General features: G+C 40.7%; 7 protein-coding genes. 6 read left to right on the top strand and 1 reads right to left on the bottom strand.

The window, feature by feature from the left end; all coding sequences use genetic code 11:
- The 6 genes from IEW74_RS17455 to IEW74_RS16860 form a co-directional block, all read left to right on the top strand.
- Positions 1 to 183: site-specific integrase (locus IEW74_RS17455; RefSeq protein WP_229734405.1), on the top strand; the 183-nt coding region annotated here is incomplete at its 5' end.
- Between the two features lie 208 nt (positions 184 to 391).
- On the top strand, positions 392 to 1684 hold the full coding sequence (locus IEW74_RS16880) for a 2Fe-2S iron-sulfur cluster-binding protein (RefSeq protein ID WP_188667301.1): 1293 nt from the start codon (positions 392 to 394) through the stop codon (positions 1682 to 1684).
- 8 nt (positions 1685 to 1692) lie between these two features.
- The gene (locus IEW74_RS16875; RefSeq protein WP_188667299.1) at positions 1693 to 2271 is read left to right on the top strand and encodes a hypothetical protein; all 579 of its coding nucleotides are present in this window, start codon (positions 1693 to 1695) and stop codon (positions 2269 to 2271) included.
- Positions 2268 to 3215 carry a cytochrome c3 family protein gene (locus tag IEW74_RS16870; RefSeq protein WP_188667297.1) on the top strand — a complete coding sequence of 316 codons (948 nt, stop codon included), beginning with the start codon at positions 2268 to 2270 and terminating at the stop codon, positions 3213 to 3215. The genes IEW74_RS16875 and IEW74_RS16870 overlap by 4 nt, the downstream gene beginning before the upstream one ends.
- A gap of 300 nt (positions 3216 to 3515) precedes the next feature.
- Positions 3516 to 3797: a sodium:calcium antiporter gene (locus tag IEW74_RS17700; protein ID WP_373283821.1), complete on the top strand. Its 282-nt coding sequence runs from the start codon at positions 3516 to 3518 to the stop codon at positions 3795 to 3797.
- Between the two features lie 108 nt (positions 3798 to 3905).
- Entirely contained in the window at positions 3906 to 5681 is a 1776-nt protein-coding gene (locus tag IEW74_RS16860; RefSeq protein ID WP_188667294.1) for an SLC13 family permease, read from the top strand.
- Positions 5682 to 5694: 13 nt separating this feature from the next.
- Here IEW74_RS16860 and IEW74_RS16855 read toward each other — a convergent pair.
- On the bottom strand, positions 5695 to 6288 hold a 594-nt coding region (locus tag IEW74_RS16855), incomplete at its 5' end, for a site-specific integrase (RefSeq protein WP_188667292.1).

Genomic DNA, 6288 nt, shown 5'->3' with positions numbered 1-6288 from the left:
AAAATCTTTACGGCGTTATCTGACAAATCCGGTGCGGAATATTGGGTGCCGCATATTGGACTTTATAACGGCATGCGATTGAACGAGATATGCCAGTTGAATGTCGAGGATGTCATTAATCAACTCATTATTGATGGTGCTGTCATAAACTTTAGTTATAAATATCGTAATTCTACCCTTTGACTTATTGTGTGGAAAACCTCGTAGTGTTTTATAGTGTAGTATCTACATTTGTAACTTTATGATTTTATTATCCTTCTTGGCTATTGACTGTACCTTACAGGGGATTAAAGGTTACTATAAGCGGGGGTTCGCATTATGTTTATCGTATATAAAAGCGATGCCAGCTTACCTTTGATATCAAAGGCATCATAAAGAGGGGGGATCGCTGATGACTTCATTTGAATTAATTTCTTACATATTTGCCGCTGCTTTTTTTCAGCTTAGCGTATTTGGTACACTGGCATTCTATCGACATTGGCAAGTCTATCAGACCATGAAAAGTAACCTCTCTGAATTTGCTCCCGAACTTTCATGTGAACCTATTGTTGAAGATTATTCGCCAGATATTATTGATGAAAAACAATCAGTTTGGACTGGGCTGCGGAAATTTCGAATTGATAAAAAGGTGTTCGAAGATGAAAGTCAAAGTATATGCTCGTTCTATCTTGTCCCGGTTGATGCTCAGCCATTGCCTATATTTAAGCCCGGACAGTTTTTGACCTTTGAATTGGCTGTCACCGATCCAGTATCTAAAGAAGGCAAGAAAGTCATTCGTTGCTATTCCCTGTCAGATCGGCCCGGCCTTGATCATTACCGAGTCTCAATCAAACGAGTTTTACCACCTGCTGGCTCTCAAAACCTTCCTACGGGATTAGCGTCAAACTTTTTTCATGATAATGTGCAGCAAGGTGAGGTCTTGGATGTTCGCTCTCCAAACGGTCATTTTTTTATGGAGGCAAGCAATCGTCCTGTCGTTCTTATCGCCGGGGGAATTGGCATTACTCCGATGCTGAGCATGTTGAATACATACCTTGATACGAAAAATCTCCGTGAAATTTGGTTGTTTTACGGTGTTCGCAATAGCACAGATCAGGCCATGAAGATGCATCTGGAAGCACTGGCCAAGGAGCATTCTAATTTCCGACTTTATATTTGCTACAGCAAGCCGCAACAAAAAGATAACTTGGGGATCGATTACCAGCACAAAGGTCGCGTTGACATCTCGCTGTTAAGATTGACGCTGCCTCTGAAACCTTTCCAATTCTATATCTGTGGTCCACGCCCCATGATGGAGACAATTGTCCCGGCTCTCGATGAATGGGGGGTCCCAAAAGAAAATATCCATTTTGAGGCTTTTGGCCCAGCTTCACTCTCTAAATCTGCATTTAAGAAACCTCTTAAAGAGGGGGGCAAAATTGACAGCCCTCCAGTTACAGTTACGTTTAGTGGTTCTGGTAAATCAATTCCTTGGGATGAAAATTCAAATTCGTTACTGGATTTTGCCGAGGAGAATGATATTGATGTGGAATCAGGGTGTCGTGCCGGGGGCTGCGGTGCTTGCCAAACAACAATAGAACAAGGAGAGGTTGAGTATATTCAAGCTCCAGATTTTGACCCTGATCCGGGATGCTGCCTTCTTTGTGTTTCACGTCCCACGCGTGATCTCGTTTTGAAAATATGAGGAAGATCATGAATAAATCTCTATTTCGCCTTCAAGTTCTCCCCTTCCTCGCTCAATTCATCCTGCTTATTGGAGCAACACTTGTTAGCGATTTTATTCTTCATCAATTCGATTTAGTTTGGGTTGGGCGTTACCTTGGTATTCCCGGAACATTTTTCATCCTTTTATCCCTTTTCTATTCACTGAGAAAACGCAAAGTCATTCGTTCTGGAAATCCACGCGTCCTACTTAAAATGCATGAAATATTTACTTGGTTAGGTGCCTTGATGGTCCTTGTACATGCCGGAGTCCATTTCAATGCAATCCTTCCTTGGTTGGCACTTGGAGCAATGGTTATCAATGTGATCAGTGGCATGATTGGTCAATATTTACTTAATCGCTCAAAGCAGCATTTAAAAGGAAGGAAAGCAAAATATAAAATGCATGGACTTTCAAAGACTGAAACAGAGAAAGAATTGTTTTGGGATGCTGTGACTTTTGATTTAATGGCAAAATGGAGAGTGGTCCATTTCCCTATTTCATATGCATTTGCCGTACTGGGCATAGGGCATATCCTGAGTATATTTTTGTTCTGGGGGTGGAAATGAGACCTACAATAAAAATAATTCTGATTATAAACCTTACCATTCTTGCTGTTTTGGTTTTCGTATATCCGCACCTAATGGTTAGTCCCGGCAAATTAATTGACGATCACAAAATATCTGAGACAGATTGTTTTGCCTGTCACGATGTATTATTGGGTGCTTCATCCGAGAAATGCATCACTTGTCATAAAGTTGCAGATATTGGTCTGTTGACGACAAAGGGAACGCCTAAGATCGGTAAAAAACCTAATGTAGCTTTTCATCAAAAATTACTTGGCCAAGATTGCGTCGCCTGTCATAGCGATCACGAGGGTGTCGCCATATATCGTAAAAAAAATAAATTTTCCCATCAATTACTCGATACAGCATTACGGGAGCAATGCATTGCCTGTCATAAAAAGCCAGAGGATGAAAAACATCGTCAAGCATCAGACAAATGTACTCAATGTCATAGCTCAGAAAAATGGAAACCAGCAACCTTCGATCATAAGCTGTTGAAAAAATCCGAACTGGATCAATGTACCAACTGCCATAAAGCTAAAGTGCCATCAGACAAGTTACACCAACAAGCATCAGATAAATGTGGTCAATGCCATAGCACGGACAAATGGAAACCAGCCACATTTGATCATGCCCAATGGTTCAGGTTCGATGATGAACATGAAAGGTGTACGACTTGCCATCGTACTCCAACCTATAAAGAACCAAATTATAAGGAATACACTTGTTATTTCTGCCATGAACATACACCAGAAAAAATCAGAAGAGAGCATGTGGAAGAAGGAATTCGCGATTTTGACAATTGTGTTTCATGCCATCGAAGTAGCGACGAAGATGAAGCGAAAAGAGCATGGGAGACAATAAAAAGAGGTCTTCCCTATCAATTCAATCAATCTTCGAGCAACTCTAAGAGGCGGAAGGAAAAAAATCATGAAGAAGATGATTAAGTCCGAGGCAAATACATACTAAATCGGTGGCGAATAAAATGGGAATATTTGAAAGATACAAATATATAGAAATTCCCCGATCAGCAACAGTCCATAATTTTTAAGTTGCTTTCGGTGCAACGAAACAGATAAATGCAAACTCATAACTGATCAGAGTTTCATTTTGCCTCCCTTTTTTAAATCAGTCTATGCAATTTAAAAATAATCAGGCATAGAACCGCCCATTCGAGATAATTCAGGTTCCGCAGATGACATTAATGATTTTGGCAATCGTTTTTGGCTTGGTTTTATTGGTTTGGAGTGCTGATATACAAAAGTGAGCACGAGATTGCTGTCGGCAATGTAGTTGGATCAAACATGTTCAACGTTCTTGCCGTCATCGGTATAGCGGGGAGTATCTCTGAAACCTCAGTCCCAGAAGAAATTCTTTATCGGGATTGGGCAGTTATGATTTTACTTACAGTGCTATTGTATCTAATTTCGGCTCGACAAAAGGAAAATAGCATTGGGCGTAAAACTGGTGCTGCCTTTCTTTGCATTTATGTAAGCTACCTTGTTTATCTTGTTTTTTCACAGTCATGAGTTTTGAACACGTTCCTACTTTAAAAAAATTGATTTAATCAAAAAATATGTAATTATTTAATTAATATACAAAACTATTTCATAAAATTAGCTATCAGGATGACCATAATGTCAATTGAGCAAATTTTCGTATTGGCTTTACTTTTTGTCGTCTTTCTTAGTTTCGTAAAAGAATACTACCCTCCCGAAGTTATCGCTTTAGGAGCGACAGCGGCACTTGTTGCCACCAGCATTATTGACGTTAGGGAATTTTTATCCGTTTTTAGTTCTGGTGCTCCTATTACCATTGCGATGATGTTTATATTATCCGCTTCCTTGGAGCGAACAGGAGTCCTTTCTTTATTGGGAGAAGGGCTGAAAAAATATGCAAAAGGTTCCTTTCTTCGGGTCATGTTTTTAATGATGTTCGGAGCCATGATTGCCTCGGCGTTTATGAATAATACCCCTGTTGTCATCTTAATGACTCCAATAGTGATTTCAGTTGCTTCAAGCGTTGGGGTATCTCCGTCTCGGCTATTGATCCCTCTTTCATTTTCAGCAATTTTTGGCGGCACGCTTACGCTTGTCGGCACATCGACCAACATCTTGGTTAGTGGAATTGCTGTTCAATCGGGCCTTCCAGAAATTTCAATGTTTGAAATGACATTACCCGGCCTAATTTTTGCGGCTGTCGGGATGGTTTATATGTTTTTTGCGGGTCGCTATCTTTTGCCAGACAGAACATCTCTTGCAAACCTTTTGAGTGAAGGGAGTAAGAAAAAGTTTATGGCCCGTGTCCTTGTGCCGTCTCATTCCAAATACCTTGATAAAAAACTTCACGAACTCCCATTTAATACACCACATTCAAGAATTTTAGATGTCATTAGAGGCGAAGTATCTTTACGTGGCAAACTTGACACTCTCCAATTACAGTCTGGTGACCGCATTGTTATTAAAACGGACACCAGCGAAATTTTGGGAATGAAAGAAGATGGGGGAGTCGAATTTGCAGACAAGTCATCTCAAGATATTGAGCTTGTTACTTCTGAACAAACAATAACCATGGAAGCCAGCGTAGGTCCTCAGTCTCATTTGCGGGGTAAAACTTTAGATGAATTAAATTTACGTCGCCAATATGGAATTTATGTGATGGCGATCCATAGGAATGATAAAAATTTATCCGACAAAATGAATAATGTCCGGTTACAATTTGCCGATACACTTTTGCTTGATGGGCCAATTGATGGGATTGAGCGGTTAGTTAAAGAGGGTAGCGTAATTAATCTATCCACACCATCTGAACGCCCAATAAGAAGAAGTAAAGCCCCCATTGCCATCATCACTATGGTCTCTGTGATGGTTTTAGCAGCATTTAATGTTATGAATATCGCAGGCTTAGCATTAATTGGTGCCGTAATCGTAATGTTAACCAGATGTATTGATCCCGAAGAAGCATTTGATGTTATTGATTGGCGAATTTTGTTTCTGATTTTTGGTATGTTGGGTATCAGCATTGGGATGACAAATACCGGAGCTGCTAAGTTAATTGTAGAAAGTATTATCTCTTCAATTGGAACGGCAAGCCCATTAGTCATTTTAGCTATTGTGTATATTCTCACGAGCCTATTAACAGAAATGATTAGCAATAATGCAGTCGCAGTTTTGCTTGGGCCTATTGTAATCTCACTCGCCATACAACTCGGTTATGATCCCAGACCATTTATTATAGCTGTGATGTTTGCTGCCTCTGCCAGCTTTGCTACTCCAATAGGGTATCAGACGAATACCTTCGTTTACAACGCAGGGGGATATAAATTTAAGGACTTTATAAAGGTAGGTCTGCCATTGAATGTTATCTTTGCTGGCTTGGCTGTTATAGTTATTCCGTTGTTCTTTCCGTTTTAAAGACTTTTCATAATTAGCATGGTTTTAAACTCTCATACCGAACCTTCCCCAGTTCCTCCGCCACAACGTCCATTGAATATCCACGCCCATAGAATGCTTGTGATGCCCGTGAATTTGACCTGTCGGACCATCCGCCTAATAACATAGCGATTTCATGGCGGACATCGGCCGTTCGTAATGCGTCACGGAAATTATGACGGAATGAATGAAAACTGGTGCGATCACCATCGGCATCAATTGATTTCAGGAACCGGGTGAACCATTTGGAGAACTGATCCGAACGGTATCCGGTCGTGCCAATAGGAATGTCGGGGAATAACTTTGACCGAGGCTTCTTCTCGAACGTCTTCAAATACCGCATGAAGCCGAGTTCCATCAGATGCGGATGGATCGGCACCACACGTTCGGATGATTTCGTCTTCAATACCTTGTCATCAACTCCACGACCGACATCACGGGTGATGTTAAAACACCAGATACCATCTACAGGAATGACATCCTCGACATTCAACTGGCATATCTCGTTCAATCGCATGCCGTTATAAAGTCCAATATGCGGCACCCAATATTCCGCACCGGATTTGTCAGATAACGCCGTAAAGATTTT

The sequence above is a fragment of the Terasakiella brassicae genome (assembly GCF_014641495.1).
GTDB classification, from domain to species: domain Bacteria; phylum Pseudomonadota; class Alphaproteobacteria; order Rhodospirillales; family Terasakiellaceae; genus Terasakiella; species Terasakiella brassicae.
The sequence above is the reverse complement of the archived record's forward strand: the minus strand, read 5'-3'. Positions and strand labels throughout refer to the sequence as shown.